This is a genomic window from Campylobacter showae CC57C (assembly GCF_000344295.2).
Taxonomy (GTDB): Bacteria; Campylobacterota; Campylobacteria; order Campylobacterales; family Campylobacteraceae; genus Campylobacter_A; species Campylobacter_A showae_B.
This window is the reverse complement of sequence record NZ_AOTD01000182.1, coordinates 1-20752: the sequence shown is the minus strand read 5'-3', so window position 1 is coordinate 20752 and position 20752 is coordinate 1. Positions and strand designations below refer to the sequence as shown.

The following is a 20752-nucleotide window of genomic DNA, read 5'->3' as shown; positions in this document are numbered from 1 at the left end:
TCACGCCTAATCAAAAACTATTTAAACTACACACAATCCGTCTTGAATATTTATCACATAGCTTACTAAATTTACAAATTTAACTGCATTAAATTTAAAAACTCAAATTTAGCGTTTTTTCCGTGCGGGTATGGGCTTGTAAATTTAAAATTTAATTCGTATAGCTTTGCAGCTTTTCATAATCCACTATCAAAAACTCATGCGGAGTTATGCGCCTGATGATATCGTCTTTGATTAGTTCGTTAAACGCGGTGCTTGCGCTTTGGCGTTTGAGTCCGACGAAGCTTGAAAGCACCTTTAGCGAAAACGGCAAAAAGACGTAGTGGTAGCCGTTTTGCGTCAAATTTTGCTCGGCGGCGAGCTCGACGAGAAAGTTTGCTATGCGCCCTTTCGCACTTTCAAAAAGTATCGATTTTATGATTTGGCGCTGCAGCAAGGAGATATTTACGAGCGTGTCGGCGTATGCTTTGGCAAATCTCTCGTTTTTTAGCAGCTCGCCCATATCGCCCGCGTCGATTGAGTAGATCTCGCTATCCTCCAGGATCTCTAGCACGCACACGTCGTCCACGATCGAGATGTTGTCTTTTTGGAGATGATAGACGATAAACTCCTCGCCATCCTCGAAAAACGAGAGCTTGCCCGAGCCGCTTTTAATTATCACGACTTTTATTGATTCTGCGTAGATCGTGGCGCCTTTGGCTAGGAGCTCGCGATTAAATTTAGCAAGCTCGTTTTGGTTCAAAACGTCTAAAATATCGGTCTCAAGTAGGCCTAGTCGTGATTTTTTCAAGTTTATCGTTTCTTATGATTATTATTCGGCGATTATTTTATCTTAAATATTTTTAAAGTGTATTAAATTTTGATCAAGCCTCGGTCGATTACTCTGCCGGTTTTGCATATTTACGCCGCGGTAAGAATCAAGTTGTTAAAATTTGGTCGGCAAATTTAGCCCGTTCTGAGGCTAAATTTTATAAAATAGCTCAAAATTTAAGGACGAAAAATGTTTAACGGACTGATTAGGGAGATCGCGCAGGTTGCGAGCTATTCGCAAAATACCCTACGACTAAAAGCCGCATACCGCCCAAATTTAGGCGATAGTGTCGCTGTAAACGGCGCTTGTCTTAGCGTGACGCAGCTGCACTCAGACGGCTTTAGCGTGGAGCTTAGCGCTGAAACCAGAGCGCACGTCGCGACGGAAAACTTGCGCGGACGCGTGCACATAGAGCCTGCGATGCGGCTAGCAGACCGCGTGGACGGGCACCTGCTACAAGGCCACATCGACGCTATCGGTGAGGTAGTGCGTATAGAGCGGCGCGAAAACGGGGTTGATTTTTATATAAATTTGCCCTCTAGCGTCATGCCGCTGATGGCGAACAAAGGTAGCATCGCAGTCGAGGGTGTGAGCCTCACGATTAACGAAGTTTTGCCCACCGGCGTGCGCCTAACGATCATCCCGATCACGTTTCGAGAGAGCTTGTTCGGCGAGTTTGAGCCGGGACGCCGCGTAAACGTAGAGAGCGATCTGCTCGCGCGCTACGTGGCTAGGCAGCTAGAGTTTGGCCGCAGTACTCAAAACGGCGGCAAAAGCGAGATCAGCTGGGACGAGTCGCAGCATATCGCGAGCCTTTATTAGGCTTGGCGGGTTAAATTTGACGGAAATGAAGCGCGGAATTTTTGAAGTAGTTTTTGAGAGCGAGCGCTTGAAGCTTGGCTTTACGACGCGTTTTGGTGGAGTAAGCGAAGGGGTGTACGAGGGGTTAAATTTAGGCGATCACGTCGGCGACCAGCCTGCAAACGTCGCTAAAAATCGAGAAATCCTAGCCGAACAAATCGGCGTCGCGCCTAGCAATCTAAAATTTATGCGTCAAATTCATTCAAATCGCGTGGAAATTTTGCGAAATATTGATGATGAGCTACCGCCTTGCGACGGCGTGATAACCGCGCTTAGAGGCGTAGCGCTTTGTATTTTGGTTGCCGACTGCTCGCCGGTTTTGATCGCAGATGAGCGGTGCGGCGTGGTTGCCGCAGTGCATGCGGGCAGAGCGGGCGTAACGGGTAAAATTTGCACGAACGCAGTAAATTTGATGGCGAGCGAGTTTGGCTGCAAGGCGGGCTATCTGCGCGTGTTTGTCGGCGCAAATATCAAAGCGCGAAACTACGAGGTGGGCGAGCTTGATTTGGGTGCGTTTAACCGCTATAAAAATGGCGGCAAATTTGACATGGAGGCAGCTTTGCGGGACGAATTTGCCGCGCTTGGCGTTGAGCGAGTGGAGTTTGATCCGCGCTGCACGCTTGAGACGCAGGGGCTGTTTTCCTACCGCAGAGATGGTATCACGGGACGATTTTGCGGCTTTGCGATAAACAAAATCTCGCCAAAATAACCATACATGGCCCAAATTTGGGCGTAGACGAGAGTGAGGCCGGGCGAGTTTAGTTAAAATTTCATTTATGTTTATTAAAAAGGGCTAAAATTTAAATCGAAACCTCATAAAAAGGAGTCAGTATGAGAAAAATTTTACTTTGTTTGATTGTTGCGGCGAGCGCGCTCTTTGCAGCGCAAACAAGATCCTCAAACGAGATGGCAACTGCCCCTGCGAGCGCGCCTGCAAATTTTGCAAATAAGCAGTTTGAAGACGCGTTAGCGATGTACCGAGTTTCGGATTTCAAAGAGGCGGCGAGACTCTTTAATCTAGCGTGCGAGGGCGGACATGCGCGTGCTTGCTACGATATCGGCGCTATGATCGCTAGCGGTAAGGTCGCGGCAAAGCAGCCTGGGACGGCGGCTAAATTTTACGAGCGAGCGTGCAAAATGGGCGATAAGCTGGGCTGCTACGCATTAGCGTACGCCCACCAGACTGGCGTGGACGCAGTAAAAGACGAAGCGCGAGCATACGAACTCTATAAAAATGCATGCGAGCTGGGCCTAGCTAAAGGCTGCAACGAAGCTGGATATATGAGCGAGCGCGGCATGGGTGTAAATGCGGACGTCAAAGCCGCGGTTAAATTTTATGAAAAAGCGTGCAAGATGGGGCTAGACGTCGGCTGCGAAAACGCTAAAATTTTAAAGCGTTAAGCTAGTCTAGAGCCTTAAATTTAACTCGGTTGCACGTTTTGCGTCTTGCTTTTCGTAAAAATGCGCCCGAGTTTTGCGCTAAATCTAAATGCTTTACTCGCCAAGACACGATTGGTCTTCGTAAATTCGTAAAAATTATTTAAATTTTGCTTTTGGCGATTAAGAGAACTATTTGGCGTATAAATTTGCAAAATAAAGCCGTAAATCTAAAATTTAAAAATCTCTCCAAAAATAAATCCAAATTTTAATCTATTTTTAGCTATAATTTGATATCAAATATCAAAAATAACCGAAAGGAAAAGCATGAAAACACGTAAAATTTTTGCCGCTGCGATACTTGCGGGAGCCGTTTGTTTGGCGCAGGCGCATATGTTTTGGGTGGACGGTGCAAACGACGAAAAGACGGGTAAATTCGTCGCAAAAATGGGTTATAGCGACGATTTTCCAAACTATGAGCCTATAATGCAAGAGCGCGTCCATCTTTTTGCGCCCGTTATCCTGATCGGCAAAAACGGGCAGAAAAAAGAGCTAGCGCAAAGCGGCGAAAACTACCGCTACGAGGGCGAAAAGCTGGACAAAGGCACCTATATCCTGCTTGCGCGGCAAAATCCGATGTATTCGCTAAAAAAGCGTAGCGACGGCAAGTGGATTATTGACAAAAATAAGCTTGATCTAAAAGATTTAAGCGACGTGCAAATCTGCCGCCTGATGACGATAACGTCCAAAAAAATCCTAAATTTAGGCGAAGCAGACGACTTTGTCGCTAAGCCCGTCGGAGAGAAAATCGAGATCGTGCCGCTGCAAAATCCGGCTAGTTTTCGCGTGGATAAGCCCTTTAAACTACAAGTTTTGGCTGACGGCAAACCGCTAGAACACGCCAAACTAACCGGCACTTTTGCGGGATTTTTAGAGGATAAGCGAGCGTTTTACGGTATGACCGACGCGCAGGGTGTCACCGAAGTCGTAGCGCTAAGGCCGGGCTTTTGGGTGTTTGAGGTGATTTATGAAAGGCCTTATCCGGATGCCGCAAAATGCGACAAAGAGACGCTAAAAACGACGCTGGGCTTTGATATAAAAGAATAAATCGGCGTAAATTCGGGCTTTGGGTAAAATTTGAGCCCGGATTTACCTTAAATTTCATATAATCGCCTCGTAACCTAACTCAAAAACGAGGAAAAATGCCATACGAAAATTTTAAATCAAAAAATCCTCTCGCGGCAAAAATCGCCGCAAATGCGAGAAAATTTGACGTCCAGACGCTGCAAAACGAGCAGCTTGTAAATTTGCTTTTAAACGAGAAAAAGATCGAAATCTCTAGCGAGCAAAAAGAGGCCGCCAGGCGCGTATTTACGGGGCTAATGAAGATAGAAGAAAGCGTGCAACTAAGCGGATAGTCGGCTACATTTGACTCCCTGCTAAATCTACAAAAATAAAACCAAGCATCACTCAAAACACCGCTTTTCCAATAAAAATCGAAATATCCGGTTTTTATCAAATTTGATGTAAAATGACGGCGTGACATCGCAGTCAAGAAAGCTAAAAAACGTAAAATTTACAATCAAAAACCCAAAGCAAAGGAGAAAATATGCTGTTACTTAAAAATGCCGATCTATACGCGCCAGAGCACGTCGGCAGGAGCGACGTTTTAGTGGGCGGAGGTAAAATTTTAGCCGTTTCTAAGGGGCTTGATTTTCGCCATTCTACTATAGACGGGCTTGAAATTTACGATCTGGAGGGCAAAATTTTAGCGCCGGGGCTCATCGATCAGCACGTGCACATCACGGGCGGCGGCGGCGAGGCGGGTTATCATTCGCGCACGCCCGAAATAACATTGTCGCAAATCATCCGCTACGGCACGACGACGGTCGTAGGCACGCTGGGTACCGACGGGTGCACGAGGAGCCTAGAAAATCTCTACTCAAAGGCCAAGGCGCTTGAATATGAGGGTATCTCGACCTTCATCCACACCGGCTCTTATGCGCTGCCTAGCGTCACATTTACGGGCTCCGTCACGCGCGATCTGGTGCTCATCGACAAGGTCATCGGCTGTAAGATCGCGATGAGCGACAACCGCGGCAGCTACCCGACCGCACAGGAGCTCATCAAGACCCTGACGCAGATCCGTATCGGCGGCATGATCTCGAAAAAAGGCGGCGTGCTGCACATGCATATGGGCGGGCTCGCGGATAGATTTGACCTGATTTTTAGCGTGATCAAGGATTATTCGTTCCCGGTTAATTACTTTTCGCCGACGCACTGCGCGCGGACGAAGGAGCTTTTTGATGAAGCGATCAAATTTCAAAAAATGGGCGGCTACATCGATATCACGAGCGGCGGAAGTAAATTTGCCCCGCTTCATGAAGCCATCGTGTATGGGCTTACTAACGGTCTGAATTTAGAGCGCCTAACGATGAGCTCGGACGGCAACGGCAGCGTGCCTATATTTGATGATAACGGCGCGTTGGTGGGCTACGGCTGTGCCTCGTGCGAGACCAATTTAGAGGTCATTCAAGCCTGCGTGAAAAATAAAATCCTAACCATCCAGCAAGCGCTAAGCATGATGGGCAAAAACGTCGCAAAATATCTAAATTTAAGTGGCAAAGGCGAGATAAAAGTAGGTTTTGACGCCGATTTTGCGGTATTTGACGAAGCTCTAAACCTAGATAGCGTGATCGCGAAAGGGGAGTTTTGCGTGAAAGAGGGCAAGCTCGTGAAAAAGGGGTTTTTTGAGTAAAATTTAGAGCAAATTTACCGCTTCTTTAAATTTACTGAGCTAAAATTTGACGAATAATTTTGCTCGCGACCTTTGCGAGCATCTCATCTTTATGGCGTAAAATTTAACTGCGCCGATGCTTGGATTATATTAAATTTAGCTTTAATTCAGTTATTTTTAAATATAATCCAAGCTTCAATTCACACACACCAGTCCTAAAATTTGGTTGCGTTTGTCAAAAACAAATGTTAATGGGTGTGGAGGAGAAACCTAAATTTCGGGGCAACCCACAAGGAGAAAACTCATGGTAACAATGAGAGATTTGCTAGAGTGCGGCGTTCATTTTGGACACCAAACACGCAGATGGAATCCGAAGATGAAAAAATTCATTTTCGGCGAGAGAAAAGGTATCTATATCATAGATCTACAAAAAACTATCCGCTACTTCCGCTACACTTATAACGTCGTTCGCGACGCGGCTGCAGAGGGTAAAACTATACTTTTCGTAGGTACTAAAAAACAAGCCGGCGCAACTCTAAAAGAGTATGCTGAAAAATGCGGCATGCCGTACGTAAATCACCGCTGGCTAGGCGGCATGATGACAAACTTCGGCACCATCCGCCAATCTATCCGCAAACTCGAAGTAATCGAGGCTATGGAAGAAGACGGCTCTATAAATTTACTAACTAAAAAAGAAGCGCTAATGCTTCGCCGCAAAAAAGAGAAGCTTCTAGCGTCTCTAGGTGGTATCAGAAACCTAAAAACCGTGCCTGATATGATTTTCGTCATCGACACCGTAAAAGAAAAAATCGCCGTTCAAGAGGCTAATCGCCTAAAAATCCCTGTCGTAGCTCCGATCGATACAAACTGCGATCCTGACGTTATCGACTTCCCGATCCCTGGCAACGACGACGCGATCCGCTCGGTTCAGCTTTTCTGCCAAGAGATGGCCGAGGCTATCATCGAGGGACGCTCTCAGCTTGAAAAAGACGGCGGCGAACAAGAAGAAGGCAAAGAGGCCGTGAGCCAAGCTGAAAAAGACGCAGTCGTAAACGAGGCTGCGAGCGAAGACTTCTCTGAGGACTTCAGCGAGGACGAAGAATAATGGAAATCAGCGCACAAATGGTAAAAGAGCTCCGCGAATCAACCGGAGCCGGAATGATGGACTGCAAAAAGGCGCTAGCCGAAGCTAACGGCGATATGGAAAAAGCTGTTGATATATTGCGCGAAAAAGGTCTAGGTCAGGCCGCTAAAAAGGCTGATCGCCTAGCTAGCGAGGGTCTTGTGAGCGTAGTTGTTTGCGATCACTGCAAAACCGCAACTATCAGCGAGATAAACTCTGAGACCGACTTCGTCGCTAAAAACGCTCAGTTTCAAAATTTGACCAAAGACGCTACGGCGCACATCCAAACAAATTTGATAAAAGACGTCGAGAGTCTAAACGCAAGCGTTATCAACGGCGTTAAATTTGAGGATTATTTCAAGAGCCAGATCGCTACTATCGGCGAAAATTTGGTCGTTCGCCGCTTTGAGACTATAAAAGCGGACGACAAAGGCGTAGTAAACGGCTATGTGCACTCAAACGGCCGCGTAGGCGTACTAATCGGTCTAGCTTGCGAAAGCGCGGAAATCGCAAGCAAAGCGGCTGAATTTGCAAGAAATTTATGCATGCACGCAGCTGCTATGAAGCCAAGCGTAATAAGCTATAAAGACCTTGATAAAGAGTTTGTCGAGAAAGAATTTATCGCGCTTCGCGCCGAGCTCGAAAAAGATAACGAAGAGCTAAAACGCCTAGGCAAGCCGCTTCATCACATCCCAGAGTATGCTAGCCGCTGCCAGATAGGCGATGCAGAGCTTGCTAAGGCTACGAAAGCTATCGAAGAAGAGCTAAAAGCCGAGGGCAAACCTGAGAAAATTTGGGATAAAATCATCCCCGGCAAGATCGAGAGATTTTACGCCGACAACACCGTTTTAGACCAGCGCCTTACGCTACTTGGACAGTTTTACGTAATGGACGATAAAAAAACTATCGAACAGGTCGTTGAAGAAAAAAGCAAAGAGCTGGGCGGCAAGATCGAAGTAGTAAAATACGTTCGCTTCGAGCTTGGCGAAGGCCTAGAGAAGAAAAACGAGGACTTTGCGGCCGAGGTTGCGGCGCAAATAGGCTAAATTTATGGAAATCTTAAAGGGCGTAAATCTAGACTTTGCGTATGATTATACGCTCTTTGAGGATGTAAATTTAAGCGTCAATGCCGGCGACAGCTGCGCTATAACGGGCGTTAGCGGCTGCGGCAAATCAACCATACTTCATATACTTTCTACTCTTTTGCGACCAAAAAACGGCGAAGTTATCTACGGCAGCAAGTCGCTTTACGAACTACCTGCAAACGAGCTTTTGCGCATTCGCAGATTTGATTTCGGTATTATTTTCCAGGCGCACTATCTTTTTAAAGGCTTTAGCGCACACGAAAATATCGAGCTAGCCTCTGTTTTGTCCGATCAAAAAATCGACGATGAAATTTTGGCAAATTTAAAGATAGACGGCGTAATGAATCAAAAAGTAGGCGAGCTAAGCGGCGGACAGCAGCAGCGCGTCTCGATCGCTAGGGTACTTTGTAAAAAACCGCGCGTGATATTTGCCGACGAACCGACGGGAAATTTAGACAAACAGACCGCAAACGAAGTGATGCAAACGCTGTTTAATTATATCAAAGCAAACGATGCGGCACTGGTTTTAGTCACGCACGACAATGAACTTGCGCAAAGATGCGACGAAGTTTACCGCCTCGAAGACAAAAAATTCTCCTTAATTTCTCCTGAAGCTATTTAAATATTTTTATAGGCGACGAGTTTTCAAATTCATGGCTTAAAATTTAAGCTCAAATTTGCAAGCTGCTTTTCGAGTTTAAATTTATCGCAAACCGCCTAAAGCGACTACTTCTGAACGAACAAAATTTATGATCAAATTTAGTCTCGTAGCCGTATTTTATAAAGCGTAGCAATTTTTTAAATTTACCGCACGACAAGCTAAAATTTGACCCAAAACAAAAGCTAAAAGCAGCCGCCAAATTTAAACCTCCTAAATTTAAAAAGTAGCAACGGCACGTATAAAATTTGGCAGATAAAGCGGTATTTTAAAGCCCTTGATCACGCCTAAATTTCCGCACGTTTTCATCTGTCTTTCAAATTTACCGAATTTTCAAGGATTTAACCCTAAAATAACGGCATTTAAATTTAAAACGAAAGAGTCAGGTGGAGCTAGTCGAGTTTTTCGCGCCCGAGCGCGTCATCACTTTTATGCTACTGTTTGCGCGTATCGGCGGGCTGATGCTATTTTTCCCATTTTACGGGCATGAGCAAATCCCTATGAGCGTCAAGACCGCATTTTCGTTTTTGCTCACGCTATTTTTGTTTCCGCTTGCCAGTATCAAAAGCGGCGAGATTTACTATCTGGCCGTAGAGATCGTGAGTGAGGCGGCGCTGGGAGTTTGCGCCGGGCTGCTGCTTCATATTGTTTTTGCCAGTTTGCAACTGGCAGGCGAGCAGATCTCGATGATCATGGGTTTTTCGATGGCTTCGGTGCTCGACCCACAGACCGGCCTTAGCTCGCCAGTGATCTCAAATATCATAAATTTCCTCGCACTCATGACTTTTTTGGCCTTCGACGGGCATCATCTTATCCTGCTTTTTATCTCAAATTCGCTTACGCACGTTCCGTTAGGCGGCTTTTACCCGAGCCCAGACATCGTGCAGTACGCCTCAAAATCTATGATAAATTTGTTTACTTTTGGATTTATCATTTCCTTCCCGATTTTGGCACTCTCGCTGCTTTCAGATCTGATTTTTGGTATGCTGATGAAGACGATGCCGCAGTTTAACCTACTGGTCGTTGGCTATCCGATCAAGATCACGATCGGCTTTGCCGTGCTGATCGCTATACTAGCGGGCATGATGGAGCTTTTTAGACAGCTCGTGCTTCGCGTTATCAACGATCTTCCGTCGCTATTTTTCTAAAACTAAGCTTGAAGTAATGGAAAATGTTTTAAAATACGTTTTTTAGGCATAAAAAGGAGAATTCGTGAAAATCGTTCTTGTAAACGCCAACCCCGCGGTATCGCGTTTGGCGACGCTGGCTCTTAGCAAAATGGGTTACGAATATGTCGAGATCGGCGACGCCAGCGAGCTTAGCGGCGTTTTTGACGTGCTTATCTTGGATAGCGATATCGACGTAAAAGAGATGAACCTAAAAGAATTCGCAAATAAAATTTTATACCTTTCTTCTAAAAATTCTCCGACCTTTGAATATGCCGACAGGATACTACCAAAGCCGTTTTTACCGACGGAATTTATAACTATCGTAGAGGATCTGGCTAGCAAGACAAAGAGTGCCGAGCAGCCTGTTGCGACGAACGATGAAACCGCTGAAGTGTCGGTCGAGGGATTTGAGTTTATAGATGATCCAACTGGGGATGTATTTGAAGACGAGATCTTGGAGGCAGACGCGAGCGAGTTTAAGCTGGATGACGAATTTGACGATGATTTGCAAGTGACGTCAGTCAAAGACAGCGCCTTTGACGAGTTAAACGAGATCGTAAAAGCTATCGACGACATGGACGAGCTAAGCGAAAAGCTCGAAGGCAATGAGCTGGATTTAGACGATGCGGACGATGAGCCGACGGAGTTTGACGAGTTTGAAATAGCTGCAAAAGACGATAAATTTGACGATCTTTCTGCTGATTTGGATATACCTGACGAGCTTCTGGGCGACAAATTTGAGCTAACGGACGAGCCTGAACTCGGCGCAACGCAGTTCGTCGCCGCGGACAGCGAAGATGAGCCTGAAGAGGCTGAGGATAAATTTGAGCTTGATTTTGACGGCAGTATCGAGGATATCAAGCATCAAATCGACGAAATAGACAAGATGGACGAGCTGTCTGAAAATTTGGATACGGACGACGAGTCGTTGGGTGCTAAATTTGAAGCGGTGGACGGGCTTGGTGCGGATGAGTTTGTCGATATGGACGTAGCGGGCGAGCAAGAGGCTCTACAAAGCCTTGAGCAAGCAAAAGATTACGATAAATTTGCAATAGAAGAAACTGAGGAGCAAGAGGATATCTTCGCCGATATGGATATGAAATTTGACGAGTCCGACGAGCAAACGGTGCAGATCAAAAATAGCGCCTTGGGCGATGAGTTTTTGCTAGACGATATAGACGTAGCGAGCGAGGAAAATTTAGCTCAAGATGTTTTGGATAACGAGCTTGCGGATGATATTTTTGCTGTAGAAGAGCAAGGCGAGACGGAAATAAGCTCCGAGCAAGAAGAGCAAGAAATCAGTGAGTCCGAAGCTATGCAAAACGAGCCTGAAATAGCGCAGCAGCTTGATCCGAGTGAGTACGGCGACATCGAGCAAATCAGCGAAAGAGATATTGCATTAGCGCTTAACGAGAGCGGATTTGCGAGCGGCGAAGCGGTAAATTTGAGCTCGCAAAAAGCTCAAACGACGTCAAAGATAAACGAGCTAAAGGCTCAAATTTCAGACGCCGTGGCTAAAAATCTAGAAAATTCGTTGCAAGACGGCGAGCTCCGAGAGGCTCTAAAAAATCTCAACATAAAAATCAATATAAGCTTTGAGGAAAAGTAGTTGAAGGGGCAAATTTTAATTATCTCCGGCCCCAGCGGTAGCGGAAAAAGCACGCTTTTAAGCTGTCTTTTAAAAGAGGAAAACGATCTTTACTTTTCGATATCAAGCACAACGAGAGCGCCGAGACAGGGCGAGACCGAAGGCGTGAATTATTATTTTACAAGCGAAGACGAGTTTAAAAAAGGCATAGATGCGGATGAGTTTTTGGAGTGGGCGTGCGTGCACGGCAACTACTACGGCACTTCGCTAAAGCCCGTTTTAAAGGCGCTTGAAGATGGTAAAATAGCGATTTTTGACATCGACGTGCAGGGTTTTAATATCGCTAAATCAAAATTTGCCAAAAATATCACATCTGTTTTTATCACGACAGCTAGCAAAAACGAGCTAAAATCAAGGTTACAAAATCGCGGCACCGATAGCGCAGAAACTATCGAAAAACGGCTGATAAACGCGGTCGGCGAGATGGAACATATCTTAGAGTACGATTATTTTTTGATAAACGACGACTTGCAAAAATGCTACGAAAATTTGCGCGGGATTTTGCGCTCGATGCGCCTAAAAACGTCAAATTTAGACGCAAAAGAGATTATTAACAAATGGAATAATTGATAAAATTATGCTAATATAACGAAAATCAAAAGGAGAAAAAATGGGTCCAAGCGTCCAACAATTGCTTATTATTTTACTTATCGTGGTCTTGCTTTTTGGAGCAAAAAAGATCCCCGAGCTCGCAAAAGGCCTAGGTAAGGGCATAAAGAGCTTTAAATCAGAAATGGAAGACGATAAAAAAGCCGAGAACGTAGAAAAAGTAGAAGAGAAAAAAGAAGAAACCGCAACCGCCGCAAAGACTGAAGATACGGCTAAAAACGCGTAAGGAAAGGCGTTGAAAAAAAGCGTAATAAACGAGATAAAAGGCGCCTTGGGCTTTGATTTTGCGCTGGAAAAGCCAAAAGACAAGGGCTTGGCGCACTACGCGATGCCTACTTTTAGCCTAGCAAAACAGCTCAAAAAATCCCCAGTAGCCATCGCCGCCGAGCTGGCGTCTAAATTTGAAAATAGCGAAGTTTTTGAGGCTACGGCGCTAAACGGCTATATAAATTTTAAACTAAAGCCGGGCTTTTTAGATAAATTTGCCTCGGCTAGCCTTGCAAATCCGAACGAGTTTGCAAAAGGCGGCGGAACTAGCGGCGAGAAAATTTTGCTCGAGTACGTCAGCGCAAATCCGACCGGCCCGCTTCATATTGGGCACGTTAGAGGCGCGGTTTTCGGCGATACGCTAGCTCGCGTCGGGCTTCACATCGGCGAAAATATCGCAACCGAGTACTATATTAACGACGCAGGCAATCAAATCGAGCTTCTAGGCACGTCCATTTCGCTTTGGGCGCGCGAAAATTTATTTGGCGAAAACGTGGCGTATCCGGAGAAATTTTACCGCGGCGACTATATCGAGCCTATCGCGAAAGAGGCGCTAGAGAAATTCGGTAAAGAGATATTTTACGACGAGAGTCGAAATCTCGAGCTGGCTGAGTTTGGCAAGGATAAAGTGCTCGTTTTGATCAAGCAAAATTTAGCCGACGCGCAAATTTTCATCGATAACTGGGCTAGCGAAAAGAGCTACTACGATAAACTCCCTCTCACACTGGACCGCTTAAAAAGCGAGAACGGTATCTACGAGAGCGAGGGTAAAATCTGGCTAAAATCAAGTGAAGTGGGCGACGAAAAAGACCGTGTCATCGTGCGCGAGGACGGTCGCGGCACCTATCTAGCCGGCGACGTGGTGTATCACGACGATAAATTTAGGCGCGGATTTGATCGCTGTATCAACATCTGGGGCGCCGATCACCACGGCTATATCGCGCGCATGAAGGCCGCGCTGCATCTGCTTGGATACGACGAAAATCGCCTTGAGATCATACTTTCGCAGATGGTGAGCCTGCTAAAAGACGGCGAAGCCTACAAGATGAGTAAGCGCGCGGGCAACGTCGTGCTGATGAGCGACGTGGTCGAGGAGATCGGCTGCGAGGCGCTTAGATTTATGTTTCTTAGCAAGCGCTGCGACACGCACTTGGAGTTTGACGTAGACGAGCTAAAGCGCGAGGATAGCTCAAATCCGATATTTTATATCAACTACGCGCACGCGAGGATCAATCAAATTTTCGCAAAAGCGGGCAAAAACGTCGCCGATGTCGCGGGCGTTAAATTTGCAAATTTGAACGAAGATGGCAAAAATTTGCTGTTTGAAGCGCTTACGCTAAACGATATTTTAGTCGATAGTTTTAACACGCGATCGATGAATAAAATTTGCGACTATCTAAAGAGCCTGGCTGCGAATTTTCATAAATTTTATAATGAAAATCGCGTCGTAGGCAGCGAGAACGAAGACGAGCTTTTAAAGCTTTTCGCCGTCGTCGCACTCTCTATAAAAACGGCTCTAGGGCTGATGGGTATCGCCGCAAAAGATAAGATGTAGAACAAAATTAGTAAATTTAGAAGCGCTTAAAACGGCGCTTCTTGTTTAAAAACAACCACTTAAAATCCATGAATCTTTCTAAAATTTCCGCCGCATTTTTCTTTATATTTTTGATAGCCATAGAGTATCTGGCCCTCACGCCCGCACAGATAAAACTCATCGAAAACAGCTGGGATAAGGCAAATCATTTCATCGCATTCGCCGCGCTTTACGTTACTTTGCATTTTGGCTTTTCTAGACTAAATTTGGGCGCAAAGGTTGTTATTTTGCTAGCTTACGGCATCCAGATAGAAGCAGCGCAGTCGTTTGTACCGGGCCGCTATTTTAGCTTGCTAGATATCGTAGCAGACGGCATCGGTATAGTTTTTGGTATCTTGCTGGCGAGAATTTTGGATCGATTTGGGAGTAGATTTTAAGTCAAATTTGACTGACTCGCTCACTATATCACCTCCTTTAAGTATAAATTTACCATCAAATTTGCCGCATTTCATTCACTCAAATTTAACGCGTCAAATTTGAGCGAAATGGCGGGCTAAAGCGATAAATTTATAAATAGTCGCTAAAATGCGCCCTAAATTTAGCAGCAAGCGGCAAGAAAAACAGCGCAAACTGCGACTAAATTTAAGAAAAAATCCAAAACGAAAGAGTAAAAAATGAGATGGCAAGACAGCAGACGAAGCGACAACGTCGAGGATAGAAGGCAAAACAGCGTAAACAGCATGGGCTCGCTGGGCGCGCTCATACCGATTATTAGATTTTTGCTGGGCTCAAACATCGGCCGCGTGGTGCTAGTTATCGGCGCGGTCGCGTACTTTATGGGCTTTAATCCTCTCGCGCTACTTGATGACGGCGGTGCGGGCACTCAAAGGGCGGCATTAGATAGCCCGCAGGAAAAGGAAAAGGTCGCCTTCGTCTCTGCGGTACTGGCGCAGACTGAGGACGTGTGGAGCAAGGTGTTTAAGGCGGGCGGCGCGCAGTACAAAGAGCCTAGTTTGGTGCTTTTTAGAGACGGCGTTTCTAGCGCGTGCGGCACGGCTAGCTCACAGATGGGGCCTTTTTACTGCCCCGCGGATAAAAAAGTCTATCTCGACCTTAGCTTTTTTGACGAGCTAGAGGCCAAATACAAAGCCGCGGGCGACTTCGCGCAGGCCTACGTGATCGCCCACGAGGTCGGGCATCACGTGCAAAATTTACTAGGCACGCTCGGTAAAATAAACGAGCTAAAATCGCGCACGAAAAGCCCTGTAGAGCAAAACGCGCTGCAGGTCAAGGTCGAGCTGCAGGCTGACTGCTATGCGGGCGTCTGGGCGCACTACATGGGGCGCTACAAGGTGCTAGAAGACGGCGACATCGAGGAGGCGCTAAATGCCGCGAGTGCGATAGGCGACGATGCGCTACAGAAAAAATACCAAGGCCGCGTGACGCCAGACTCGTTTACGCACGGCTCGTCAAAGCAGCGTATGACGTGGTTTAAAAAGGGATTTGAAGGCGGACAGCCAAGCTCGTGCGCGCTTGAGATCTAAATTTGACTTTTGGCTCTGGACCGCGTTTGGCTAGCGCGAAATTTCTACTCGGCCGCATTTGGATAAATTAAAATGCGACTTTTTGGACGTCTTTTAGTGCAACTCAAATTTAAATTTCCGTGATTTTAAATAAATTTGGGCGCGGCACGGTTTGTTCGGCGCGTGGCTTGTAAATTTGGTGCAGCAAGCGATAAATCAAAAAATGGAGCAAAAATGAAAAGAAGAGACTTCATAAGGGGTGCGGCGACCTGCGCGGCGGGGCTTGCTGCGGGGTTGGATTTATTTGCCGAGCAGACTAGCAAGACCAGTGCGGTAAATTTGACAGACGGCGTAGATCTAAGCGGTGCGAAAAATCTCGGCGAGAGGCTTGCCGCGATGACTCCATATCTCACGCTAAATAATAGAATTTTGATGCCGATCGTCGGACTTAGCGCTGGTAAATTTGATGACTTGAGAGACAAAAATGCGCTGGGGGCGGCTCTTGGGCTAGGCTACCGCCTGATCGATACGGACGGGCGCGAGGAGGGCGCAGCGGCAGTGTTTGGGGCTAGCGGCTTAGAGCGCGGACGGCTATTTATCCAAAGCTCGCTCGATGCTCAAAACGGCGATGAAAGCGGCATGATAAAAAGCTTTGAGCACTCGCTGAAAAAACTAAATACCGACTACGTCGATCTACTTTTACTGCGCGTTGGGGCGGGCGATGTTAGCTCCGCGTGGGGCGTTTTACAGCGGCTTTACCGAGAGGGACTTGCGGCGTCGATCGGCATTTGCGACCATCTCGGAGAATTCGGGACCGAAAATTTAGCCAAAATCGCGCAAGGTAGCGAAGTTAAACCCGCGGTTTATCAGACGCCTGCGCACTCCTATCTGCGGCGCTTTGCTACGCGCGGCAAGGTGACCGACCATGACGTGCAAGTGCAGCTGCTATACGAGCCCGGTGAAGAGCTAAAAGAGCCCGCACTCGCGCAAATCAGCGAAAAATACGGCAAAACGCGGTCACAAATCATTTTGCGCTGGCTCGTACAACACGGGGTTTGCACGGTAGTAAACTTCGCTAGCAAGGAGCGATTGCTTGAAAATATCGATATTTTCGGCTTTGAGCTCGCGGACGAGGACGCCGCGCAGGTAGAAAAGCTCTGGCGGAGCTAGTAGGCGGACGAGGCTGGTTTTGCGCTCAAATTTGCGCGTCTTAAATTCGGCAAGCTTGGGTTGATGGCAAATTTTAAGAGCGTTTTGCTTATTTGCCGCGCTAAATTTGCTAGCTTGATAGACGTTAAATTTAGCTTTAGCGGTCTTGGCTAAAATTTCGCGAATCGTAGCGAAAAAGCGGATAACAAACATAAGGAAATCAACGAATAACTTGGACTACGAGGCGCTTAAGGCGGAGTGGCAAAAAGAGTGGAATGAAAAGGGCGAGAAATACGCCAAGGCCGTAAACGATATGGTGGCCTTTGCCGAGGTGCACGGCTGGGACGCCTATGAGGGCGAGGAACCCGTCGATGAGCGCGCGCATCTGGGCGAGGCGGTTTTTGCGCTGTTAAAAGAAGCCAACGAGCGCGGCGAGACGGCGAAATTTAGAGCTGATTTTCCGCCGTCAAACGTTATCTTTGGGGAGTGTGAGGATGAAGCAGGTGATGCTGACGAGAAGGATAAAATAGGAGACAAGCTAGGCAATGTCGATCAAATTTGCCCTCTTGGCGGCGAGAACGCCCTTTTTGTCGTCTCGCAAAGCTATCCTGAAGGCTGGCGTAAGAAGCTATACCTGCTAGAAGGCGAGCGCGTTAGCGTTATCGCAGAGGGCGTCATTACGGTGGGCAAATCCAAGCGAAACGAAATTTACGCCCTTCTTAGGAGGGGCGAGGTTGAACTCATAAAAGGCTACGACGGCAAGGGCGGCGGCGAGCCTGTCGCGAAATTTAGCCACGACGTGGAGCTAACATACGACGAGGCTGAAATTTTACCTTTCAACAACGGCAGCAAGGTGCTTTTGAGCTGCCACGACGGGATATTTTTGATCTCGCAAAGCGGCGCGAAGCTCATCCATCCGATCTATGAGGACGGGCAGCTCTACGAGGACGATGACGGCAATGCTGCACTCTATATCGATATGGCCAACGCGACCCTCTCAAACGACAACGCTCTCATCGTCGCCGGCGAGCAGTGCGACGACCACATCCTGATGGATAGCGAGGGCGAGCAGCTCGGCAGCATCGGCGCGCAGATGGATTATCCGCACTTTTGCCTCTTTAGCGCGGACGATACGCAGCTCATCACAAACTCCTGCCACTTCTACAACGGAGTTACGATCGGCGTGGATAGGGCGCTGCTAAAGCGCGGAGTGCAGATATATCGCGATAGGGATTTTACGCTAGTAGACGACGAGATGCTCGTGTATGCGGGCGTAGCGACGCGAGACCTTTACATCCTCGGCGATGCATACGGCTACATCAGAGCAGTCGGCAAGGACGGGCGTAAAATTTGGCGCCACTACCTGGGCGGCACGATAAAGTCTACGGCTCTAAGCGAGGACGGCAGCGTGCTATTCGTGGGTACATACGGCGGCAGGCTGCATAAACTACGCCTCGGCGCAGGCCAAGACAGCCACACGATCGGCAACGGCAACCACAAAGAGGAATTTAGACTGATCGCTTATGAGGATAAAATTTATCGGTGGTAAGAGACGCGCGGCATGGCGGCTCAAATTTTAACGTTTTTAAAATGCTGGTCTTGGCAAATAAAATGCGGAGCTAAGATTTGTCAAATTTGACCAAATTTTAAATGCTAAAATTTAAAACAAATTTACTAAATTTGAATACAAAAAATATAAAACGAAGTATTTTGCCGCGAGACCGCTCAAATTCGGCTCAAATTTTACGCATTGACAAAAAGCGCGGCGACAAAATTTATAGACCTCGTCGCCGCAAATTTATCAGTCGTTACTCGCCGATCGTATCGGCGTCAAACGTGCCCTCAAGTATGCTTTTGATAAAAGACACGGTCGCAAAGCGCGCGGCGGGCAAATTTATGAGCGTGTGCGGAGCATTGGGCAAGAGTAAAACTATCGCATTTTTCTTGTCGCCGTAGGCTGCGGCGCAGTTTCCGGTGGCGTTTTCGTTGCCTAGATAGCTATTTTTTTGAGAAAAATATTTATCCTGATCGCTTACTAAATTTAAAACCGGCGTATTGCTAAGCGCCGTTTTGTGCTCTTTTACAAAGTAATTCTCCTCGCACGACCAAGAGTTTATAATCTTGCCCAAAAAGTCCTTGCCCTCGTATCTGGCTACTGCCACCGCGCCTTCGCTGGTGCCGGCTAAAAATAGCTTGCTCGTATCCGCCCATTCAGTGTTTTTTAACGCATCCAGGGCGATTTTGATTTCGCTAGAGCGCAGCGAATGGACTTTTTCGTAAATTTCCTTATCCGCCGGAGATTTGTATGTTATCCTATTTTCTAGGGCCATGCTATCAAACATAAAACTTGCTATGCCCTCTTTTGCGAGCCACTCTTGCCATTTGTCAAGGCCTATTTTGTTATTGATGCCGGACGAGCCATGCAGGAAAATTACGACCGGCGCTTTGGCTTGCGTCTTTGGGGCGTCTTTAAAAAGTCCGACGTAAATATCGCCGCCCGTGACGTTTTTTGGAAGCGCGATTTGAGCCTGCGCTACGCCTTTTTGGGCTGACTCGCTCGTGTGCAAGTACGCGTCGCTCGCAAACAAATGCGCCGCAAAGAGCGCAACCAATAAAACAAAAGTTTTTCTAAACATAAGCATCCTTTATCTTGACTTTGATCGATTATATAAAAAATAGATTTAAGGCAGGCTTTTAATTTATAAAATAATCGCTAAAAAAGTAGGAAAAACTCGCGGTAGTCGGCTTTTAAATTTCGGCGCTAAAACTGCCTTGACCGTAGCGCGCTAAAATCGGTTGCTTTTGCATATTAAAAAGTTCAAATTTAGCTCCTTTTTGCCCGTTTTTGTAAAACCAAAGCGCGGTAAAACGCGTCTAATTAGTGCTTTACATCCCTGCTTGCCATCCGCTTTTTGCCAAATTCTTGGGCTAAATTTAAGGTCACGCCTCCCACCTTTTTTACCGACTTAGGGAGCCAAATTTGACCGCAAACTTTCCTTCTTGCTCGTCCTCTTAAAAGTCAAATTTCGTAAGATAATTTTTAATTTTATTTAGCTTTTGGATTTTTGCCGCGGGAGATTTTACGGTCAGGAGAAATTTAGTGTAGGTTTTTAGTTTCATTTTTGCTACGCCAGTTAAATTTGCGGTATAGGTTTGAAAAGTCGCTAAATTTGACGACGTCCGCTTCAAATTTGACTTTTTTAAATAAAAGCAAAAACCTGCGATGTCGGCTTTTGACTCAAATAATCAAGCACGCCGCTTGCAAGATCGGGCAAATCTTAGCGTTAAAACGGCGGCTTTGGTCAAATTTACCGTCCGCTTTGCGCTTTAGGCAAATTTGACGCTACTGGCGCGGCGAGCTAAATTTAGCTTAAGCTTTTACCTCTTTTAGCTTGCTTAAAAACTCTTCGATGTTGTATTTGGCGCGGTACTGCGCGCTCATGAGGTGGATGAGGATGTCGCCTAGATCGATCACGACCCAGTCGCCGGAGCTTTCTATGCCTAAAAACTGCTCGCCCTCGTCCTTTAGTCCCTCTTTTAGGTCGTCCGTTAGCGAGTAGGCGTGACGTTCGCCCATCGTGGTAGCGATGATGACGCATTTTGCGATGTATTCGCGCCCGCTCATGTCGATAGCCTCGATGGCTTCGGCCTTCTTGGCGTCTAGGATTTTGATGATTCGTTCTATTCTTTCTTGCATGTTTTTCCTTGGTAAAATTTCGCCGCCTCGTCCGCTATGCACGGTATCATCAGGCTTTTGTCCAAATTTTGCCTGATTTGCGATGACGAAACGGGCGCATTTATGCTTAAAATTTTAAAATTTTCAGGCACGACTACGTCGCCGCGGCTAGCTACGACGAAGGTCGCTAGCTTAAAGAGCTCGTCTATCTCGTGCCATTTATCTAGGCTTGCTAGATGATCGGCGCCGATGATGAGGTAAAGCTCGCTCACAGCGTAAATTTGCCGTATATGACGCACGCTTTCTATCGTCGGTACGGGACGATTTTGCGCGATCTCGTAGTCGCTCACGCAGACTTTTGTCAGCGCGCCCCAAGCCTCGTTCGCCCACTTTAGCCGAAGCAGCGGCGGAGCGGAAAACTCGCTCTTAAACGGGCTGATAAAAGTCGGCATGATGATGAGCTTGTCCGCGTCTAGCTGCTCTAGCGCGGCTTTTATGACGGCGTCGTGCCCGAGATGAGGCGGG

At 46.9% G+C, this 20752-nt stretch carries 22 protein-coding genes; 18 read left to right on the top strand and 4 right to left on the bottom strand.

Translation table 11 applies throughout. The features are described 5' to 3' along the window. Nucleotides 1-151: 151 nt before the first annotated feature. Complete coding sequence (locus tag H740_RS06980) at nt 152-790, bottom strand: Crp/Fnr family transcriptional regulator (protein WP_002952731.1); 639 nt, start codon at nt 788-790, stop codon at nt 152-154. 210 nt (nt 791-1000) lie between these two features. On the opposite strand from H740_RS06980, the gene ribE reads away from it, so the two are divergent. From ribE to H740_RS06885, 18 genes are all read left to right on the top strand, one after another. Beyond that, nucleotides 1001-1633, top strand: coding sequence for a riboflavin synthase (gene ribE / locus H740_RS06975; RefSeq protein ID WP_002952730.1), 633 nt, complete (start codon nt 1001-1003; stop codon nt 1631-1633). Between the two features lie 25 nt (nt 1634-1658). Beyond that, nucleotides 1659-2381 carry a purine nucleoside phosphorylase YfiH/LACC1 family protein gene (locus H740_RS06970; RefSeq protein ID WP_002952729.1) on the top strand — a complete coding sequence of 241 codons (723 nt, stop codon included), beginning with the start codon at nt 1659-1661 and terminating at the stop codon, nt 2379-2381. Between the two features lie 122 nt (nt 2382-2503). Further along, complete coding sequence (locus H740_RS06965; RefSeq protein WP_002952728.1) at nt 2504-3073, top strand: tetratricopeptide repeat protein; 570 nt, start codon at nt 2504-2506, stop codon at nt 3071-3073. 303 nt (nt 3074-3376) lie between these two features. Continuing rightward, on the top strand, nt 3377-4156 hold the full coding sequence (locus H740_RS06960) for a DUF4198 domain-containing protein (protein ID WP_002952727.1): 780 nt from the start codon (nt 3377-3379) through the stop codon (nt 4154-4156). 95 nt (nt 4157-4251) lie between these two features. Continuing rightward, nucleotides 4252-4467 (top strand): hypothetical protein, encoded by a 216-nt coding sequence (locus tag H740_RS06955; protein ID WP_002952726.1) that lies wholly within the window; start codon nt 4252-4254, stop codon nt 4465-4467. 191 nt (nt 4468-4658) lie between these two features. Next, complete coding sequence (iadA, locus tag H740_RS06950) at nt 4659-5807, top strand: beta-aspartyl-peptidase (RefSeq protein ID WP_002952723.1); 1149 nt, start codon at nt 4659-4661, stop codon at nt 5805-5807. A 283-nt stretch (nt 5808-6090) separates the two neighbouring features. Then, complete coding sequence (gene rpsB / locus H740_RS06945; protein ID WP_002952721.1) at nt 6091-6891, top strand: 30S ribosomal protein S2; 801 nt, start codon at nt 6091-6093, stop codon at nt 6889-6891. Continuing rightward, nucleotides 6891-7955: a translation elongation factor Ts gene (tsf, locus tag H740_RS06940; protein ID WP_002952718.1), complete on the top strand. Its 1065-nt coding sequence runs from the start codon at nt 6891-6893 to the stop codon at nt 7953-7955. Before rpsB ends, tsf begins: the two co-directional genes overlap by 1 nt. 4 nt (nt 7956-7959) lie before the next feature. Beyond that, nucleotides 7960-8616, top strand: coding sequence for an ABC transporter ATP-binding protein (locus H740_RS06935; protein ID WP_002952717.1), 657 nt, complete (start codon nt 7960-7962; stop codon nt 8614-8616). 422 nt (nt 8617-9038) lie between these two features. Further along, a complete protein-coding gene (gene fliR / locus H740_RS06925; RefSeq protein WP_002952713.1) occupies nt 9039-9800 on the top strand; it encodes a flagellar biosynthetic protein FliR in 762 nt (253 codons plus the stop codon). A gap of 64 nt (nt 9801-9864) precedes the next feature. Next, nucleotides 9865-11430, top strand: coding sequence for a response regulator (locus tag H740_RS06920; protein WP_002952712.1), 1566 nt, complete (start codon nt 9865-9867; stop codon nt 11428-11430). Then, nucleotides 11431-12039: a guanylate kinase gene (gene gmk, locus H740_RS06915; RefSeq protein WP_002952711.1), complete on the top strand. Its 609-nt coding sequence runs from the start codon at nt 11431-11433 to the stop codon at nt 12037-12039. Nucleotides 12040-12079: 40 nt separating this feature from the next. Beyond that, a complete protein-coding gene (locus H740_RS06910) occupies nt 12080-12304 on the top strand; it encodes a twin-arginine translocase TatA/TatE family subunit (RefSeq protein WP_002952710.1) in 225 nt (74 codons plus the stop codon). Between the two features lie 9 nt (nt 12305-12313). Then, complete coding sequence (gene argS / locus H740_RS06905) at nt 12314-13900, top strand: arginine--tRNA ligase (protein WP_002952709.1); 1587 nt, start codon at nt 12314-12316, stop codon at nt 13898-13900. Nucleotides 13901-13968: 68 nt separating this feature from the next. Then, the gene (locus H740_RS06900; protein WP_034957624.1) at nt 13969-14316 is read left to right on the top strand and encodes a VanZ family protein; all 348 of its coding nucleotides are present in this window, start codon (nt 13969-13971) and stop codon (nt 14314-14316) included. Nucleotides 14317-14553: 237 nt separating this feature from the next. After that, a complete protein-coding gene (gene ypfJ, locus H740_RS06895; protein ID WP_002952707.1) occupies nt 14554-15423 on the top strand; it encodes a KPN_02809 family neutral zinc metallopeptidase in 870 nt (289 codons plus the stop codon). A gap of 213 nt (nt 15424-15636) precedes the next feature. Further along, nucleotides 15637-16572, top strand: a complete 936-nt coding sequence (locus H740_RS06890; RefSeq protein ID WP_002952705.1) for an aldo/keto reductase — start codon at nt 15637-15639, stop codon at nt 16570-16572. 211 nt (nt 16573-16783) lie between these two features. Beyond that, nucleotides 16784-18100, top strand: coding sequence for a PQQ-binding-like beta-propeller repeat protein (locus tag H740_RS06885; RefSeq protein ID WP_002952703.1), 1317 nt, complete (start codon nt 16784-16786; stop codon nt 18098-18100). 259 nt (nt 18101-18359) lie between these two features. On the opposite strand, the gene H740_RS06880 is transcribed toward H740_RS06885, so the two are convergent. From H740_RS06880 to nadD, 3 genes are all read right to left on the bottom strand, one after another. Continuing rightward, nucleotides 18360-19187 (bottom strand): dienelactone hydrolase family protein, encoded by an 828-nt coding sequence (locus H740_RS06880; protein WP_002952701.1) that lies wholly within the window; start codon nt 19185-19187, stop codon nt 18360-18362. Nucleotides 19188-19921: 734 nt separating this feature from the next. Then, the gene (gene rsfS, locus H740_RS06875) at nt 19922-20248 is read right to left on the bottom strand and encodes a ribosome silencing factor (protein ID WP_002952699.1); all 327 of its coding nucleotides are present in this window, start codon (nt 20246-20248) and stop codon (nt 19922-19924) included. Then, the coding region (nadD, locus tag H740_RS06870; RefSeq protein ID WP_002952697.1) for a nicotinate (nicotinamide) nucleotide adenylyltransferase at nt 20233-20752 on the bottom strand (520 nt) is incomplete at its 5' end. The genes nadD and rsfS, both read right to left, overlap by 16 nt.